Genomic DNA, 17,915 nt, shown 5'->3' with positions numbered 1-17,915 from the left:
GCATAGGACTGGAACACCATGCCGACATTGCGTTTCCAGGGCGGAAGCTTGGCAATGTCGCGGCCTCCGATGAGAATGCGTCCTCTGGGTGTCGGGCCGAAGCCTGCAATGGCACGCAGGAGGGTGGACTTGCCGGAGCCCGACGGGCCAAGGAAGGCGTAGAATTCACCCGGTTCGATGGTCATGTTGACGCCGCGCAGGACTTCGGTGGTGCCGAAGGAGAGATGCAGGTCCTCGATCCGTATTTCGACTGCTTTTCTGGTCATTGGAAGTGTTTCCTCGAAATTATACGCTCAGTGGGATGCGCGGACTTCGGCCTTGCGAGCCCGGTCCTTCTCGATGATGCTGTTCGACAGGTACGTCCCCAGGCCGACGATCACGACGGCGAGGATGCCGAGTGCCGCTCCGGCACCCCGGCCGGACGGACTTTGCATGTAGAGGTAGATCCCGTAGGAGAGCGGAGCGTCGTCGCTGGTGGAGACCAGCATGATGGTTGCCGACAGTTCGACTGCGGCAGTGGCAAAGCTGGTGACGAAGCCGGCGAGGATCCCCCCGGCCATCAGCGGAACGACGATCCTGCGGATGGAGCGGCCCTTGGAGGCGCCGAGGTTTTCCGCTGCCTCCTCAAGCGACAGGCTGACCTGCTGAAGCGCGGCCATGCAGGCCCTGAGCGCATACGGCAGACGGCGCACGGTCAGGGCGATCACGATGATGACCCACCAGGACGCCAGCGGCTTGCCGATGACCGGCACCTCGAAGCTGTGGAACAGGCGCAGGTAGCCGATGCCGAGCACGACGCCGGGTACGGCAAGCGCGGCGGTCGCCATGTAGTCGAGCATCTTGCGGCCCTTGATGCCGGTTCGCAGCACGATGTAGGCGATTGCCGTTCCCAGGATGATGTCGAAGCCGGCGGCAAGGCCTGCATAGATCAGTGTGTTGACCACATATTGCAGGGACTGTTCGAACACGGTGGCGAAGTTGGCCAGCGTGTAGCCGTCCGGCAGCGGGCTGAACGACCAGATCGTGCCGAACGCAAGCAGCGTCAGACCGAAATGCGGCGACAGGACCAGAAGCAGGATGAAGACGACGACGCCATAGGCAACGATCTTCTCGCCGCGCGACAGGTCGCGCCGGGCAAGGCCGCCACCGCCCTTTTGAACCGTGGCGTAATCCTTGCCCCGCATGAACAGGAAGGACGCCCACAGCGAAAAGACCGAGAAGGCCACCAGGATGAAGGAAATGACGTAGCCCATCGGATCGCTGATGCCGACGGAGGAAATGCGCAGATAGGCTTGGGGGGCCAGCATGTTGTTGACGTTGAGCAGCAACGGGGTGCCGAGATCGTCAAAGACCTTGATGAACACCAGCGCGGCGCCGGCAATGTAACCGGGCATGGCGAGCGGGAACACGATCCGGCGGAACAGACGAAGGCCCGTGCAGCCGAGGTTCTGCGCCGATTCTTCCATAGCCTTGTCGATGTTGCGGAGCGACGCCGACAGGTTGATCAGGATGAACGGGAAATAGTGCAGGGACTGGACGAAGATGACGCCGTTCAGACCTTCCATGAACGGGATCTTGAAGCCAAGGTATTGCGACAGCAGAAGGTTGACCGTGCCGTTGCGGCCGAACAGGAGCTGCATCGCGATGGCGCCGACGAAGGGCGGCATGATCAGTGGGATGACGCCGATGCTCTGGATCAGCGCGCTTCCACCGAAGTTGAAACGGGTGGTGATATAGGCCAGCGGCAGGGCGATAACCGTTGCCACGACCACGGACATCGCCGAGACGTAGAAGGAGTTCACGAAGGAACTGCGGAACAGCGACGAGCGGAAGAAATCGCCGAAATTCTGGAGCGTCAGGGCTCCTGTGTGGGGATCCTGAAAGGCGACATAGGTCACCTTCAAGACGGGAAGGATGAGAAACGCCAGCAGGAAGATGGCGATCGCGACGCCCGCAATTGCGGTGCCGGACAGCTCGGGAAATATGCGCCACTGCCTTGCAGGCGCAGTCGCTGCATTGCTCGTAGTCATCGGCTATGAACTCCGGGGAAGAGGCCGCACCTTCCCTGTTCCGGGCGGTGCGGCAAGTTCGACGTGATGTTGTTTTTGGTTTTCCGTCAGAGGCTGGCGGCTTTTTCCGCCAGAGCCTTGGCCTTTGCGTAGTTCTCGACCACGAAGGCATCCCACTGCTGCTCGACTTCCGCCTGGCGGCCCTCGATGACGTCGCTTTCCTTCTTGCGTTTCTGCTGGAAGACGGCGGCGAAGGAGGGGTCGAGACTTTCTTCCTCGGTGATGGGGGTAGCGTCGATGAGTGCGCGTGCTTCGGCGATCAGTGCCTTGGCTTCCGCATTGTCCTTGTCGGCCAGTGCAATCTCGGCAAGCTGCACGGCCCTGACGGCTTCACGCAGCTCGGTCAGACGATAGGTGACCATGACGTCGAACAGGGAATTGACGACGTTGTAGCGCTTTTCCGAGCGGTCGGCGTCGAAGTTGACCGATGCCTTCACATCATCGCCTTCGAACGGGTTCGGAATGCCGTCCGGTGCGGTCGCGTAAGCAGCCGGGTTGACCGGCAGACGCATGATGGCCGGATCGAACAGGACCTGCTGGCCTTCCGGCGACAACACGAACTCGATGAACGCCTTTGCACCTTCCGGGTTCGGAGCGTTTTTCACGACACCGATGTTGGCAGGTACAACGGCAGTGACCGACGGATAGGCGAAGTCGACAGGGAAGCCGGACGCGCGGGACGAGAAGCCGAAGAAGTCGATAACGACGCCGAGGCCGAAGTTGCCCGAGTTGACGCCATCCGGCACACCGAAGCTGCGCTCGGTGACCGTGTTCATGTTACCGGAAATCCACTTCCAGTCGGCCCAGCCCTTTTCCCAGCCGGCGCCCTGCAGAAGCGTTTCGACCGTCAGGTGCGTGGTGCCGGAGCGGGACGGTGCGGACATGCCGACATGACCGAAATATTCCGGCTTGGCCAGGTCTTCCCATTCCTTTGCCGGTTCCAGCTCGTTGGCCTGCAGGTAGCGGGTGTTCCACATGATGCCGTAACCGGATGCGGCAAAACCGTAGTAGAAGCCGTCGGGATCATTGATCGGGTACGTGCCGATCTTTTCCGGAATGCCTTCGGCGTTGATTTCGACCTTGGCAAGCAGGTCGTTGCCCTTGAGCACTTCGAACGCATCCGGGGCGGACGCCCACATCAGGTCGGACGTGTTGTTTCCGGCGGTTTCCTGAATGTATTTGACGGCTGCGGATGTTCCCTTGCTCAGGATCTCCAGCTCGTAGTCCAGGTTGGATGCAGCAAAGGCGGCTTCGAATGCATCGGTCAGTTCCTTCGGAAAGGATGTCACGACGACCACCTTGTCGGCAGCATTCGCCACGCCGGCAGACACCAGCAGTCCCAGTGCCGTCAGGCCCAGTAATTTCCTCATTGGATTATGTCTCCTCCATTCTGACGCAAGGGGGTGATCCAGCCCCTTGTTCGTTCAGCGAAGAAACGCTATCACTGGCGAAATTTTCGAGTCAAATTATTGAATTTATTGATATTTTTGTGTCAAAACTGACACGTTCAACGTGTCGATCATGACCCGTCTTCCTCCGCAAGACCGCAGCTTTTCAGGCGCAGGTAAAGTCTCTTGCGCGGGATGCCGAGCAGTTCGGCGGCTTCTGCCTTTCGGCCACCGGTCTGAAGCAGAGCGTTCTGCAAGAGCTCGGTTTCGAAGGCGGTCATGGCCGCCTCATAGCCTGTGGAGACCTCAATTGGCTGGCCGCTGCCTATCTGCAGGTCTGCCTCCAGACCGATGACAAGCCGTGCAGCGATGTTGCGAATTTCGCGAACATTGCCGGGCCAGTCATAAGTGAGGAACTGCTTTTTCTGGCGCGGTGACAGTTTCGGAAGCGGCAGGCCGTGGTTTTCCGAGGCCTGATCCAGAAGGTGTTCCATCAGTTCGATGACATCCCCGCCGCGTTCACGCACCGGCGGGAGGGACAGGGTTGCCACATTCATCCGGTGATAGAGATCGCCCCGCAGGCGGCCATCGTGAACGAGGGCGGCAGGGTTGGTCTTCACGCCGGCGATGACGCGGATGTCGACCGGGACGGCATCGCTGCCGCCCAGCCTTGTGATCTTGCGCTCTTCCAGTACACGCAGAAACCGCGTCTGCAGCGCATTGGGCATGGAATCAAGTTCGTCCAGATAGAGTGTTCCGCCCTGCGCCCGTTCGACCCGCCCCGGGAAGGAGCCGTTTTCGGTTTCGAAGCCGAACAGTTCGCGGTCGATGTCCATCTCCGTGACGGCGCCACAGTTGATCGTCACAAGCGGTCCCGGTGCGCGCGGGGACAGTTGATGCAGACAGCGTGCGGTCAGGTCCTTGCCGGTGCCGGTTTCGCCGTGCAGAAGCACATCGACATTCAGCGGGCCGATGCGCGAAATCGTCGACCGCAGGTCAGCCATGACCTGCGAACTGCCGATTAACTCACCCTGAGGATCGCGGATGCGCTGAACCTTGCGCCGCAGCGCCAGGTTTTCGAGTTGCAGCCTGCGCTTTTCAAGTGCCCGGCGGGCCGTGTCGATCAGGTGTTGCGGTTCGGTGGATTTCTCGATGAAGTCATAGGCGTTGTGCTTCATCGCCTGGATCGCGGTCTTCACGTCGCCATGTGCCGTAATGACGATGAAGGGCACCTGGGGGGCATTTTCCTGGATCAGGCGCAGAAACTCCATGCCGGTTCTGCCGGGCATGCGAATATCGCTGATGACGATGCCGTTCCAGTTGGGCTGGATCTGTTCGGCAATCACATTGGCGTTGGCGTAGCAACGTACGCTGAACCCGGCGAGCTCGAGCGTTTCCTGCATTGCGTCCAGCAGATCCGCATCATCGTCGACCAGAACGATTTCGCCCGTTTCAAACCGAGTGCTCAAGCTGCCCCACCTTGTTCTGTGCCGCGCATGGCAGCCTCAGCTGAACGGTTACGCCACCCCGGTCGTTTTCCGCAAGTTCCAGATGCCCGTCCATGTCCTGCATGATGTTGAAGGAGATGGTCAATCCAAGACCGAGACCCTTGCCGACTTCCTTGGTGGTCACGAACGGGTCGGTCAGCTGCGTTGCCGATTGCCCCTGAAGGCCGATGCCGTTGTCGGCGATCAGGATGGTCGCGTCACCGCCAGTTTTCTCTGCCTCGATGCGGATTTCACCGCCGCCTGCCGCTTTCATGTCGATGGCGTCGACCGAGTTGCCGATGACGTTGATCAGGACCTGTTCCAGCAACACGGGATCCGCGCGGAGGGTTAGCTTGCCGGCAGCGTCGGAGACATTGAGCGCGACGCAGCTTTCCTCCAGGCGCCGCTCGAACAGCGATACGACAGGTTCCAGGGCCTGTTCCAGCGTCAGGTCCTTGACCGCGTAGTCCGAACGGCGGGCAATGCCGTTCAGGTGCTTGATGACGCGCGACATCCGCTCGGCAAGGTTTTCAACGACGTCGACCTTGGCTTCGACCGCTTCGCTCTTGCCCTTGGCAAGCAGCAGTCGAAGGTTGTGCAGGTGATGTTTCATGGCCGCGAGCGGCTGGTTCAGTTCGTGACTGATGCCAGCAGACATCTGGCCGAGAGCCGCCAGCTTGCCGGCCTGAACAAGTTCGCGCTGGGTCTGCTTCAACTGGTCGAAGGCGCGTTTGCGCTCCACGATTTCCTTTTGCAGGTTTTCGTGGGTTCTGTTCAGTTCAACCACGGAGGATCTGAAGATCTCCGTTGCTGCCCCCATGCGGGCGATCTCGTCGTTGCCGCGTGTGGGGATCGGCGTGGAGAGATTGCCCTGAGCGATCTCGATCAGGGCTTCTGCCAGCCGGTGCAGTCGGGCAACGATCTGGTTGCGGACATAAAACAGCAGAATGCCCGCGCAGATGACGCCGCAGATGACAGTTGCGACGGCCAGCAGCAGAGAGGCAATGCGCAGCCGTTCGGCTGCCTGATTGGTGAAGGTGAGGGCAGCAAGACGGCGTTCCCTGCCCAGTTCGACCAGGGCTGCCTGAAGATCTGCGACGGCGGCCTGTGCGGTGCTGAGGTCGCCAAGTGCCTGTTGCTGCAGCTCGATCCGGTCACGCGATCCTGCAAAGACACCCGTTTCGTCATAGGCGAAGGCCTGCAGCCGCTCCAGCGATGACACCAGCGTTTCGGTGTCGGCCTTTTGCGGGACCTCCGCCAGCATGCCCTGGAGGTTTTCAAGCGCGTCGAAATTCAGATCTTCGAGCTGTGCAAGTTTTTCCGCCGTGTCGACGTAAAGCGCTTGGAGCAGGAAGGTAATCGCCGTCGCCGTGCTTGACCCGATTGTCTGCATCTGTTCGCGAAGCAGGGTTTCCTGCCGGATGATCGCGGCAGCCGCTACCCGGTCGGTGCGCGACTGCGAGCGGACCATTTCGGACGACAGGCTGTCGATGTTGAAGGACAGGTCCTGAATGCGGGCAGCGACTTCGGTCTGGATATCGATCTGCAGCCAGCGCAGTTCCACCTGGTAGTGTTCCAGCGACCTGTTGATTGCCTGCAGATCCCGGGAGACCTGCAGGAAGGACCCGAGCTTGTCGCTCAAGGTTTCCTTCGCCTCGATTATCTTCGCGGTGTTTTTCGTATCGCTCAGGATGTTTGTTTCCAGAAGGCCCGAGATGCCCTGGCTTGCGGCTTCCACATCCTCGCGCATGGCTTCCGGTTCGCGTTCCCGGGTCTGCGCGGCAATCTCGGTCGCGATGACGGCAAGGCGCGTCGCATATTCGGAAAGTTCGGAGGCCAGGGCGATTTCCGGAATGCTCTTTTCGGTGATCTCACCAAAATCGCTGCGTGCCTGAGTGAAGAAGACCACGCCGATGGCCAGGATGATCCAGGTGATCGCGGCAATCGTGAGGATGGACAGCAGCAATCTAAACCATATCGTGCCGCGCCCGCGGTTTGCCGTCTCAGTCATTGACAGCCAGACCATTCCGGATGCTTGCCTCGAGCCCTGTCAGCATGGCATCGACTTCCGCCAGTTGCTCCCTGGCGGCAACGCGCCAGGTGGCAAGGCTCCATTCCTCGCCTGTTCCGACAAGCGAGTTCGCGCCTTCCTCCTGTGCGTCCCGGTAGCGTTCCGAGCGCACGGCATCGATCTCGGACACGGGAAGCTGGTTGAGCTTCTTCTTAATCTTGATCAGCGAAGGGACGAGTTCGGGAGGCGCCTGACGGCTCAGTGTTTCCAGGCGCCGCAACAGGTTTCTGCGCTGAACCAGATTTCTGGTGATGAAGATGTCGAACAGGTCGTTGACGGCCTGATACCGTGTTTCGGCAAGATTGGGGTCATAGGTGGACCAGCTGAATTTCAGCGCAGCCTGCACTTCCCTGGGGAACTGGTTCAAGGATTGTTCGCGAACAGTGGTGTCCACCGGGATCCTGCGGATGTCGGGCTGTGTCAGCAGTTCCTGCGCCGGTTTGCTCAACATGAAATCGATGAACAGGCCCGCCTCCTCATGGGCGGAACCGTGGTTGAGAACGGAAATCCGGGCAGGGGCCATCATGACCGGTTGACCATATTGAAAGCGGACGCCGTCGTCGGCTTCCGTCAGCGCGAGAAAATCGATCGACAGACCAACATCGAAGCGGCCGCGCTTGAGCCCCTCTATGACACTGAAACTGCGGGCGGTGATGGTCTTGAGGTTCTGGGACAGGCCGAAGATATACTGCCAGCCCCGATCCCAGCCGCGGTCCTGAAGGATGACTTCCAGCAGCATGTGCGTGGACCCAGACCGGGCAGGGTGGGACATGGCCAGCCTGTCCTGAAAGCGTGCGTCCAGCAGATCGTTCCAGCTTGTGGGCGGCCTGCCTTCAAAGTCTTCCATCCAGCACCAGCCGACACCGGAATAGGCGAAATCGACAAAGGTCTGGCTGCTGTCCTGTGAGCGTTCCCGCAGGCGGCCAAATTTCTCGAGAAGGGAAAAGGCCTCCGGCGATGACGACCAGAACAGGTCGAAGCCGCGCGGGTTGTCCAGCAGGATTTCCTCGACCGAGGCGACCGTGTTCTTGTTCAGGACGGTAACGTTGATCGCCGGATACTTCTTCGAAAACGCATCGACGAAGGGCTTCGTGAAATAGTCCGGAAAGGACGTCAGGACACGAAGATCCCGCGCGTTTGCGGCAGTCAACAGCAGGAGTGTCGCCAGGCAGGACATCGCAATGACGGCCAGCATGACGGATATTTTCTGAAAACTGATTGCGCCTGACATCCCGGATTGCCTCATTTGGAGGCACCTTACATCAGAATTCCGAACGTCGACGGAAATATGCACGGCGAGGGTGCCAGACCCTTCGGGTTCCGCCACGTGTTCGGCAACCTGAGCGAGACAAACCGGGCTAGCTGTCCATCTTGCAGGCGGCGCTGAAGGAATACCCGACGCCATAGACAGACTTGATGGGCGATTCCACCCCGGTCTGATCCTGGATCTTGCGCCTGAGGCGGCTGACAACGGCATCCAGATGCCGGTTGTCGAATTGGGTCTGGCGATTGGAGAGAAGCCGGGAAAGATCGTCCCGGGGGCAAGGAGCGCCGGAATTGGAGACCAGGGCTTCCAGAAAGATCCTTTCGGTTGCGGTCAACTTTATTGCGTCGCCGTCCGGTGGCAGAAGCTTCCAGGAGACATTGTCCAGCACCCATTCTGCCGTGCTGTTGCCTTCTGATGAAGCACCGGACAGTCTGCGTATGAGGCTCTGCACCGCAGCCAGTATTTCCCTGAGGCTGGTGTGCTTGACGAGATAGATGTCCGCGCCGCTGTCGAACCCGCGGACACGGCTTTCGCTGTCTCCGTGTGCGGTCAGCATGATGATGCCGCAATTGATTTTTGCCCTCAGGTCACCTGCAAGGTCGAAGCCGTTTCCATCCGGCAGCGAGACATCCAGGATCACGACATCCGGTCGGTCGGCGTCATCCAGCGCGGTCCACATTTCGGCCGCGCCGCCCGCGCCGCTGACCTGAAAGCCGTTGAGACGCATATAATCCAACAAGTCGGCGCGAAGAGCACTTTCGTCCTCCACGATCAAAATCCTGTTCATGCCGGTTCCTCCTCCTGCATGGTCTCAGAGTCCGCTCGCGCAAATCCGGGAAGCGGCAGGAAAACTCTGGCAATCGTGCCGCCGCCTTGTCTTGCACTCAAATCCAGATGTCCCTGGTGATAGCCTACGAGCTGCCGGCAGGAATGCAGGCCGAGCCCGCTGCCTCCGGTTCCGCCAGTGTTCGAGGCCCTGTAGAAACGATTGCCGATCTGCGCCAGGTCCCGATCCGGAATGCCGATCCCGCGGTCCTTCACTTCCAGAACGATATCACCGTTGTGGGCCCCTATCGTGATCTCGACCTCGGCGTCTTTAGGTGAATATTTGAGCGCGTTGTCGACCAGATTGACGATCACCGTGCGGAGCATCTCGGTATCTCCCCGATATGCCGGCATCGGCGCAACCGGATGAAGTCTGAGGCGTTCGCCAAGGCCGGCATGGTCGAAGTGCCGCTGAACATCCTCATAAAGCGCCGGGAAATCTACCTGCTCGATTTTCAGCACACCTTCATCCTGCCGCTCGCTTGCAAGAAAACGATCGATCAGCATCGTCATGCGGGAAACGGCCTCGTCGATGCTTTTCAGACGTTGGGCGACAGCCTGCTGCGGTTGTTCCAGCATCAGGGTGAGCATGTCGCTTGCGTAGCGGATTGCGGCCAGTGGGGTGCGAAACTCATGGCTGACCATGCGCATCAACTGGCGCTGGTCCTGACGGGCCGCCTTCTCCCCTTCCAGACTGGCGGACAGTTCTCCCTCCAGACGCCGTCTCAATGTTACTTCGCGCGCAAGCGCAGCGTTTCGGTCGCGCAAATCCATGGACAGGCGCATGCCCACCATGAAGATCAGACAGAAGAAAAAGCCGACAATGAAGATGTGTCCCTGGAAGAAGTACCATGTGTTGATGTTGGTCATCACCGGATTGGCGACCGTTGATGGCTGAATGTAGACGAGTGCGCTCTGCAGCAGACTTGCGGCGGAATATTCTCCAAGCAGGAAGATCATGATCCAGCGCAGGAAAGGGGGTTGGGAGCGGTCGCGGTAGAGCGTCCGGATCATCAGTGCCATCATCACCACCGTGAAGGCAGTGGAGGCATGAATGCGCAGGCCGAGGTCTGTCGGGTCATAGATAACGGCGAAGATCCAGAACAGGAGCTGTGCCGCGAGACAGAACGCGCTGATACCGACAAAACGGGGTTGTCCCAGGAAGCGCGCCAGGCCGTCGGCCCACAGGACCAGGCCAAACTTGATCACCATGTTGTCCGTTACGACGCGAATGAGCGATGGGTCCGGACCGCGCTGCAAATAGAGAAACAATCCAATCGCGATGGCGAAGAAGCCGGCCGCGATGACCTTCAGTTCATAGATCTGGCGCCAGACGAACCAGACGAGAAGCCAGGCAACTGACATGAAAGCGGTTGTCGCGAATTCCAGCAGCAACATGGTCTTGAGATCGAGCATGCGCTTGTGATGACGGAAGCGGCCTGCCTGTTCAAGTAACAGTTTCGAGGCCTTGATTGCGGCAGCTTCGATTTCAGGCAGGTGTCACCCAAAGGAAGCAAGTCTCGTCAGAATCTGTCAGAATTGATTAGTATTGGTAGGTGGAATTCGATCACTCGCCATCTGTATTTACACCAATGTTGACCGTCGTGGGCACAAGACGACGCAACAGCGGGAGTATTAATACAAATGGCGTCCAGGACCCGAAGCACCGGCGTTTCGAGCGCAACGGTTGAGCCTGCCATTCCATCCGGCTCAAACCGGACAGCCTCCCTTGCCGCATTTCTGCTGCTGACGACAGCCCTTGTCCCCACCGCAGCCTTTTCAGGCGATGCCCTGCCGCAAGGGGGCAGTTTCACGCATGGCAACGGAACCATTACGCAAGGTGGTTCAAGGGTTGATGTGAAGCAATCCAGCGATGCCGGTATCGTGAACTGGGGCAGTTTTTCCATCGGCTCCGGCAATCAGGTTCATTTCGACAACGGCGCCGGTGCCACGCTCAATCGGGTCACGGGCAATGTGCCGAGCCGTATCGATGGCAACCTCAGCGCGACGGGCAGCGTATTTCTCGTCAATCCCGCCGGAGTTGCGGTTGGCAGCGGCGGCCTTGTGTCGACAGGTGGTTCGTTTGTCGCTTCGACGCAGGACGTTACCGACAGCGATTTTCTGAATGGTGGCGGCCTGACCTTTTCCGGCACGAGCGGTGCCGAAGTCGTAAATGCGGGCACTATCCGGTCTGCGCAGGGTGACATTGCACTGATTGCGCGCCGCGTTGAAAACAGTGGCACTCTTGAAGCGCCCAACGGGACCGCAGCCCTTGCCGCTGGCTACGAAGTCCTGATGAAAGACGTCGCCGATGCAGACGGCCTGTTGTCGGTCAAGCTTGGCGGAGCCGATACCGAAGCACTCAATTCCGGAACCATCGCGGCGGCCAACGCTGAAATCCGCGCGAATGGCGGCAATGTCTTTGCGCTGGCTGGAAACACGGATGGTGTCGTCAAGGCAACCGGTGTCAGCACTTCCGGTGGCCGGATATTCCTGACGGCGGGCAATACGGGCAAGGTCCAGGTCAGCGGCAAGCTCAAGTCGCGCAGAGTGGCGGAGAACGTTCCGGTGCCGGGTGCAAAGCCGGCGACCGAGGGGGGCGCCATCACGGTGACGGCCGGAGAAATCACGATCACCGGTACGCTCGACGCCTCGGCGGAAGAAAACGGCGTCAAGGGTGGTGAAATCGTGGTGTTTGCCGAGGACGCGGCAAGTGTTTCCGGAACGTTGAGCGCAAGGGGTGGCGTGGGCGGTGAAGGTGGATTTGTCGAAACGTCTGCCCGAAACACGATCGATTTTGCCGGAATTGCGGTCGACACCTCGGCTGAAGGCGGTCAGACCGGCCTCTGGCTGATCGACCCGGTTGACCTGACGGTCGATGCGGCGGCGGCGGCAACGATCTCTTCCAACCTTGCCAGCAACAACGTGAGCCTGCAGACCACCAACTCGTCGGCAAGCGGTCCGGGCAACCAGAGTGCGGGCGACGGCAACATCACCATCAATTCCGGCATCACCTGGACGAGTACAAACACACTCACGCTCAACGCCTATAACGACATCGCGATCAATGCGGCCATTGACGGCCAGAACGGTGGGCTGACCCTGCTGGCTTACGGGAACAGCGGCACGGCTGCCGTCGGCACAATCTCGACGGGAGCAGCCGGCGCGGTCGATGTCGACAATTTCGCTCTCACCAGGGGTGTCTGGGATCAGGTCGGCGCGGGCCTGCCAGACTTTGCCACGAACGCACTAAGTGTTGGCTTCGGGACTTTCATCCGGGCGCAGGGTGGCGATGGCACTTTTTCCAACCCTTATGCGCTATTTGACGTTTATGGCCTGCAAGGGATAACGACCCATGACAGGCGTGGTGGCGGGTCCGGCGATATCAGCCTTTACTATGAGCTTGCGAACGATATCGACGCGTCGACGACATCATCTTGGAATAACGGTGCTGGCTTTGACCCTGTTTCCTTTTCCGGAAGCCTGGATGGCAAGGGACATACGATAGACGGCCTCTATATCAACCGGCCTTCCGAAGGTAATGTCGCACTCATAAGCTATTGGCAAGACAACTATTTCACTTCCGGACGTGACCTTGAGATAAAGGACCTTACACTCACGAACGCGTCTGTTACCGGCGACAACCAGACGGCAATTCTGGTCGGCGACACAGGTGGTGGAAACTATCACGGTCACAACATGTCGAATGTGACTGTCAGTGGAACCGTTCAGACGAATTCCTGGGGCGCAGGCGTCGTGGCCAGGTATTTCGGCAACATCGACCAGTCGACCATGACCAATGTTCATGCGGATGTTTCCGTCACGACGACGGATGGGGGCAGCGCCACCGGCGGCCTCGTCGCGATCATGGGTGAAGGGCTGACAATCTCGAATTCCAGCTCGACAGGATCGATAACCGGAGGGCAGGTCGGTGGTCTTGTCGGCACCACAGACGACAACGACAACAGGATCGAAAATTCCTATTCGACGGCGACAGTCACCTCGTCAGGGAGCTTTCGGGAGGCTGGTGGACTGGTTGGGTACGCGGAAGACCTTACGATCTCGAATTCGTATTTTGCCGGTCAGGTGCTCGGTACAAACGGCGCCGCGGCTGGAGGGCTCATCGGTACGGCCGACAGGAACACGGTCATTGAGAACTCCTTTGTTACGGGTCTCGTAGAGGCTGAAGGGTATGCAGCCGCATTGGTCGCTGAAGTCTCCGACTCAAGCGTTTCAATAACCGACTCGGCCTGGGATACTGAAACGACCGGACAAACCGAGGTGATCGGTTACTCGGCTCCCTATACCGCTACCGTGACCAACACGAGCGGCCTGACCACTTCCCAGATGCAGGGATCCCTGACCCTGGGCAGTTTTACCCTGGACAGCAGCATCTGGGGCACTGGCAGCGGACTTTTCCCTTATTTCAAGTGGGAGTATGCCGCCACACCCGAGGCGGTCTCAGGTATCGTCTACAGTGACGCGGGCACGACGGCCCAAACCGGAGCAAATGTCAGCGCGCTTTCCGGCGGCAATCTTGTCGGCAGCGCTGTGAGCGGGGCAAACGGGTATTATTACATCCTGACCACGGCCGGGTCGCTCAATTCCGCCGGGGCACTGGCCTATCTGGACGGTGAAAGCACCAAAGCGGCGACTTTCGCCGACACAGTAACGTCGACCGGCGTCTCCGGAGCCGATATCTGGGGCAATGCCTTCAACGTCAATACCGGTGCAGCGGCCACGACGGACGTGGTCACCGCTCTGGACACGACCATCGGCGCGTTCAGCGACACCGATCTCAACTTCCTGCGCAACACGTCGGCGGTTGTGCGAACCGACCAGAATGGCAACAGTCTCGACTTCAATTTGAATGCGACGTCCAACTTCAATCTCGACAACAATCTTTACGCCGGTGGCAACCTGACTGTTGCAACGAATGGTACATTTTCGGTCGGCGACAGCAACACCATCCTGTGGGCCCATGACGGTGACCTGACAGTGAACGGCGATGTCGCGTGGTCTAACAGCAACCAGCTTTCTCTCTACGCCGACGCCAGCAACGCCTCCATCAAGATCAACGGCTCCGTCACCGCGGCGAACGGCAAGCTGCGTGTGGACCAGACGAGCAGCGCAACGAATGTCACTTCAACGGCGACGGGTGATATCCATGTCGACGATTTCCAGTCCGATACCGCCTGGCTGCAGGTCGGCAGCAGTTTGCCGGACTTTTATGCCCGGGATTTCGATATTCAGGGCGGTCATTTTGTGCGTGCGCTTGGTGGTGATGGATCGCAGGCCAACCCGTACCAGATCTTCGATGTCTACAGTCTTCAGGGCATACAGTCAGGTTCCGGAACCACACCGGTAAACTATGTGCTGACCCGGGATATCGACGCTTCGGGAACAGCGGCCTGGAACGGTGGTTCCGGCTTTGCGTCGACAAGCCTTCGCGGCAATTTCGACGGTGGCGGCCATACGATCGATGGCCTGACCTCGACAGGTAACTTCAACACGATCGGGTTGTTTGGCGTCGTTAGAGCCGATGGTCAGGATATCTCCATTCATGATCTCAAACTGACGAACGTCAACATCGCGGGAGGGATCGGTGTTGGCGGGCTGATCGGCAACGCCGTTGGTGGCAAGGTCTCGGTATCGGATGTTTCGGTTGGCGGCACGGTGACAGGCGCAGGTAATGTCGGCGGCGTTGCCGGACGAATGGCGTCGGAGTATTCCGTTACCGACACACATTCTTCGGCGGATGTCACCACCACGGCCTATGCTGCCGGTGGCCTTATCGGTGATGGCCAGACTTCTGATGCATCGCAGGTTACCCGTTCGTCCGCTTCCGGCAACGTCAGTGGCCGTTATGACATCGGTGGACTGATGGGCCGGGCGTCGAATGTTGACGTTTCCAGATCTCATGCCAGCGGAACTGTCACGCTCCTTGCCGATAACACGGGTGGTACCACCACACCATATGGCGCAGGCGGTCTCATCGGCTCCATTGATTCGGGTTCGGTCGATCTCTCCTATGCGACCGGAACGGTGCAAAGTTCCGACAGCATCGCGACGCGTCTCGGTGGGCTGGTTGCCCACTCCCTCGGAGCGCCAATCACAAGGTCCTTTGCGACTGGCGACGTGATCCACACCGGCAGCACTGCCGGCGGGCTCGTTGGCCTGACGGTCAGCAGCATTTCCGACAGCTACGCCACCGGGGACGTTTCTGGTGCCAATGAGATCGGCGGTCTTGTCGGGCGAATGCTTGACGGGGCGTCCGTTACCCGTTCCTACGCAACGGGTGCCGTCTCCGCAAGCGTGAACGGCGGCGGCCTGGTCGGCACAATGGACGCAGGTACGATCACGCTCACTAACAGTGTCTGGAATACACAGACTACCGGGCTGAACAATGCAGTCGGCAATCAGCTTGGCGGTTCGGTCACCAATGTTTCCGGTGTGACCAGCAGTGCCATGCAGCAGCTCGACACGTTCGTTTCAGCCGGTTTTGGAATTGACGACCAGGGCGGCACGGCGAACACCTGGCGCATCTACGAGGGGCAGACAACTCCGCTCCTGCGAGGTTTCCTGACTGCGATCACGGTAACGGGTGACGACAAGTCCAAAGTATATGACGGAACGGTCTACTCCGGCGGGTTCACCTATGCCTTGTCGTCTGCCGGAGCGAGTCTCCTGGGAAGTTTCGATGGCGGTGCCGCCGTCACGGCAACCGCGGTCGGAAGTTATGCCATTGGGAACAGCTTCTATTCGCATCAGTTCGGCTACGACATTGTCAGCGTCGATGGCACGTTGACGATCACAAGTCCTTCCGAAACGTCTGGTTCTTCCGGCAGCGGACAGTCCTCCACCGATCCCCGCCAGCAGGTGCTGGAGCGCAACCGGTTGCAGAACCCGGATGCCGACGAGGCACTTGAAAACAACCCCTCTGCCTGCGAGCCGGGCGTCGTCGGCGGCGAAGGTGCCGTTCACCCCTGCAACCGCTCGCTCGGTCGCTGGCTCAGTGCGGCGGCAGAGTAGCCCGGCATGACAAGACATACGATAACTGCGGTCCTGGTGGCTGGTCTTGCGCTCGTTTCCGAAGGTTCATTCGCCCAGCAGGCTCTTGAGAGAAACCTGCCTGCTGCCGAACCCGGAGAGCCGGTCTCGCTGGACGTCGCCCCCCAGGACTTCGGTGCCACCGACAGGTCACCACTCGGCGTTGACCTGGCCGGCGTTTATCTGATCGGTCAGTCCGACGATGTGGCAGGCCGAGCTCCAAAGGGCATCGGCGGTCCGGCGGCTGCTTTCGATCAGGCCGCACTGGATGCCGTGCTCTCGGAGTATCTCGGCAAGCCGCTTTCCCTCGCCCTTGCGGGGGAAATCCAGGCTGCCATAGCCCGCGTTTACAAGGATGCGGGCTATCCGTTCGTATCCGTTACCCTGCCACCGCAGGAAATAACCGGCGGGGTGCTGCAGGTCAGGGTGATCGAGTTCAAGTCGGGCAACGTGACAGTTCAGGGGCTCGACGAGCGAGACGCCGAGGAGATCCGCGCAAGGCTGCGGATCAATCCAGGTGGGCGCATTGATGCGCGCGCACTGGAAGAGGATCTCGGCTGGTTGAACCGCTCCCCCTACAGGCGGGCGGGTGGGGTCTTTCGCCCGGGCGAGGATGCTGCGCTCAGCGACCTCGAAGTCACGATCGATGAAGGCAGGCCGTGGCAGGTGTTTGCGGGGTGGTCCAATTCCGGATCGCAGGATACCGGACGCGACCGGTATTTTCTGGGTGGCAATGCGCGTCTTCCCTTTCCGGGCGGCCCCTGGCTTTACTACCAGATGACGGCCAGCGACGACATCTGGAGCGATCCGGGAATTGTCATTCCGCGTGAAGGCGACTACCCCTCCTATGTGTCCCACGCAGGCAGGCTCACCATTCCGACGTGGGCCCGGCAAAGTCTTGAAATCGCACCGGCATTGGTTGCCTCACGCGAGACGCCGAACCGTTTTTTCGACTTTGAAAACACCACCTATGAATTGCCGATCATCTACAGGTCCGCCGTCTCGAATCTCCTGCCGGGGCGCTATTGGGGGGATATCTACACGGGCGTCGAGCTGAAACGTCTGGAGCGGACAACCTTCTTCAATGGCGTCGCGGTTGCCGACGGTGCCGCGGATCTGTTCCAGATGGTGCTAGGCTGGAGCAATTCGTTCGATGACCGTCTTGGCCGCACGGCAGTGGATGTCAGGGTGAAGGCCAATCCGGGAGGTGTTCTTCAGGGAAATGCGGCAACCACCTGGCAGACCTTTACCAATGGGCGTGTCCAGTCGGTTGACTATGCGTATCTTGCGGCAGACATCAGCCGGACTACCTCTCTTCCGAACAGGTTCTTCTGGGTGAGCGCCCTCTCGGGCACGCTCGCCGGGCAGGTGCTGCCGGATACGGAGCGGATCTCGCTTGGTGGGCGGTATGCTGTGCGCGGGTATAACTACGATGATGCCAGCGTGGACAGCGGTGTCATCTGGCGGAACGAATTGCGTTTGCCGTCCTTCTCGCCGCTTGCCGGCAACTTGCCTGAAAGCTGGCCGCAATCACTGACAAACGACAGTCTGTCTGCCTATCTGTTTGCCGATATCGGCTTCGGGATCGATCACGCCACAGACGACAATGCGACACTGTCCGGTGTCGGCGCCGGCTTCGACTATGCTCTTGGAGACAATCTGACGGCAAACCTGATCGCGGGCGTTGCCCTGCAGGACGCAGGAGAAACGGAAGCCGGGGACCTCAATCTGCAGGCCTCGATCACGGCGCGCTTCTGA

10 protein-coding genes are annotated in these 17,915 nt (G+C 59.7%); 2 read left to right on the top strand and 8 right to left on the bottom strand.

Annotation, left to right across the window (positions count from 1 at the left end; all coding sequences use genetic code 11):
• The 8 genes from Q666_RS0133705 to Q666_RS54345 form a co-directional block, all read right to left on the bottom strand.
• Window positions 1-266, bottom strand: a 266-nt coding sequence (locus Q666_RS0133705) for an ATP-binding cassette domain-containing protein (protein WP_031285111.1), incomplete at its 3' end; no start/stop codon positions are given.
• Window positions 267-293: 27 nt separating this feature from the next.
• The gene (locus tag Q666_RS54375) at window positions 294-2,030 is read right to left on the bottom strand and encodes an iron ABC transporter permease (protein ID WP_023003310.1); all 1,737 of its coding nucleotides are present in this window, start codon (window positions 2,028-2,030) and stop codon (window positions 294-296) included.
• 86 nt (window positions 2,031-2,116) lie between these two features.
• The gene (locus Q666_RS54370) at window positions 2,117-3,439 is read right to left on the bottom strand and encodes an extracellular solute-binding protein (RefSeq protein WP_023003311.1); all 1,323 of its coding nucleotides are present in this window, start codon (window positions 3,437-3,439) and stop codon (window positions 2,117-2,119) included.
• A 149-nt stretch (window positions 3,440-3,588) separates the two neighbouring features.
• On the bottom strand, window positions 3,589-4,926 hold the full coding sequence (locus tag Q666_RS54365; RefSeq protein WP_023003312.1) for a sigma-54 dependent transcriptional regulator: 1,338 nt from the start codon (window positions 4,924-4,926) through the stop codon (window positions 3,589-3,591).
• On the bottom strand, window positions 4,910-6,955 hold the full coding sequence (locus Q666_RS54360; protein ID WP_161633284.1) for an ATP-binding protein: 2,046 nt from the start codon (window positions 6,953-6,955) through the stop codon (window positions 4,910-4,912). The genes Q666_RS54365 and Q666_RS54360 overlap by 17 nt, the downstream gene beginning before the upstream one ends.
• Entirely contained in the window at window positions 6,948-8,246 is a 1,299-nt protein-coding gene (locus tag Q666_RS54355) for an ABC transporter substrate-binding protein (protein ID WP_023003314.1), read from the bottom strand. Before Q666_RS54355 ends, Q666_RS54360 begins: the two co-directional genes overlap by 8 nt.
• Before the next feature lie 127 nt (window positions 8,247-8,373).
• On the bottom strand, window positions 8,374-9,069 hold the full coding sequence (locus Q666_RS54350) for a response regulator transcription factor (protein WP_023003315.1): 696 nt from the start codon (window positions 9,067-9,069) through the stop codon (window positions 8,374-8,376).
• Entirely contained in the window at window positions 9,066-10,523 is a 1,458-nt protein-coding gene (locus Q666_RS54345) for an ATP-binding protein (protein WP_023003316.1), read from the bottom strand. The genes Q666_RS54350 and Q666_RS54345 overlap by 4 nt, the downstream gene beginning before the upstream one ends.
• Window positions 10,524-10,751: 228 nt before the next feature.
• On the opposite strand from Q666_RS54345, the gene Q666_RS54340 reads away from it, so the two are divergent.
• Complete coding sequence (locus Q666_RS54340; RefSeq protein WP_023003317.1) at window positions 10,752-16,139, top strand: filamentous hemagglutinin N-terminal domain-containing protein; 5,388 nt, start codon at window positions 10,752-10,754, stop codon at window positions 16,137-16,139.
• A 6-nt stretch (window positions 16,140-16,145) separates the two neighbouring features.
• A complete protein-coding gene (locus Q666_RS54335) occupies window positions 16,146-17,915 on the top strand; it encodes a ShlB/FhaC/HecB family hemolysin secretion/activation protein (protein ID WP_031270429.1) in 1,770 nt (589 codons plus the stop codon).

It is taken from the genome of Labrenzia sp. C1B70 (assembly GCF_000475395.1).
Lineage (GTDB): Bacteria > Pseudomonadota > Alphaproteobacteria > Rhizobiales > Stappiaceae > Roseibium > Roseibium algicola.
This window is presented reverse-complemented; position numbering and strand designations above follow the sequence as displayed.